Below are 1,272 nucleotides of genomic sequence, written 5' to 3'. Positions count from 1 at the left end.
TGTTTTTTCTTCATGTTTTTTCTTCATGTTTTTTCTTCATGTTTTTTCTTCATGTTTTTTCTTCATGTTTTTTCTTCATGTTTTTTCTTCATGTTTTTTCTTTACGTTTTTTCCTGCTGGTGTATTCACTTTGTAATTGACTTTCTTTTCAATTTAAATCTGTTTTTCTTTCAGAAATTGGATAGGAGATTTCAGTTGTTTTATATCTTTGTTTTAATAACTTTTAAATAGTTGATAGTAGTGAAGAATGTTTTTCTATCAGTAAAAGATTTTACTGTATCAGGAGAGGAGTTTGATTTAATTGTGGATGAACGTTTAAATATTTTGCGTACTACCCCTGTTCCTTCTAATGAAGTTATTGGTGATTATTATTTGAGTAATGATTATATTTCTCATACGGATAGAAAGCAAACTTTTTTTGAGAAAGTATATCATCTAATTAAACTGTATAGTTTAAATAAAAAAGTTAGTCTTATCAATTCTTATCATCATAAGAAGGGGGTACTTTTAGATATAGGATGTGGTACTGGTGATTTTTTAACTTGTGCAGCAAAGTTAGATTGGAATGTATTAGGATTTGAACCTAATTCTAAAGCGAAGACTTTAGCTGTTAGTAAAGGAGTTGAAATCTGTGATGATCTGGATACTATAGAAAATGGAAGTGTTGATGTATTAACTCTATGGCATGTATTAGAGCATATACCAGATTTGGATGCCCAGGTACAAGAGTTTGTTCGTTTATTGAATAAACAAGGCGTTTTAGTTATTGCTGTTCCTAATTATGAATCTTATGATGCTACATATTATAAAGAGTATTGGGCTGCTTATGATGTTCCACGACATTTATGGCATTTTTCCAAAGAGTCATTAACTAAGCTTTTAGAGAATTATGGTTTTCAGTTAGAATCTATCAAACCTATGTACTTCGATAGTTTTTATGTTTCATTGTTATCAGAAAAGTATAAGAGTGGAAGATTGAATTGGTTGAAAGCTTTTCGCATTGGTTGTCTGTCTAATTTTAAAGCCAGAAAAACAATGAATTTTTCATCTCTTATTTATGTATTCAAATTGAAGGAGTAGTTCTTTTGATTTTGTGTGCTCCATTGCTATTTTGTCATCTTTTATTAGATTTCTAACATTTTTAGAGTGTGATTCTTGTTTTAAAGCTTTTTAAAGCGATTAATTACAGTTATGTATATACATGTATGGTTTATTTGTAATAATGTCTTAAAACAGCTTTATTAAAGCTTGTTTTTATAGATAGTATTTATG

The 1,272-nt window shown here is 28.5% G+C and carries 1 protein-coding gene; it reads left to right on the top strand.

Annotation, left to right across the window (positions count from 1 at the left end; all coding sequences use genetic code 11):
• The first annotated feature begins 240 nt into the window (after nucleotides 1-240).
• Nucleotides 241-1,080, top strand: a complete 840-nt coding sequence (locus tag GOQ24_RS12930) for a class I SAM-dependent methyltransferase (protein ID WP_258204681.1) — start codon at nucleotides 241-243, stop codon at nucleotides 1,078-1,080.
• Nucleotides 1,081-1,272: the final 192 nt, after the last annotated feature.

Origin of the sequence: Myroides sp. LoEW2-1 (assembly GCF_009767705.1) — a bacterium.
Classification (GTDB): Bacteria; Bacteroidota; Bacteroidia; order Flavobacteriales; family Flavobacteriaceae; genus Flavobacterium; species Flavobacterium album_A.
Note: the sequence above shows the minus strand (reverse complement) of the source record. Positions and strands in the feature narration are given on the sequence as shown.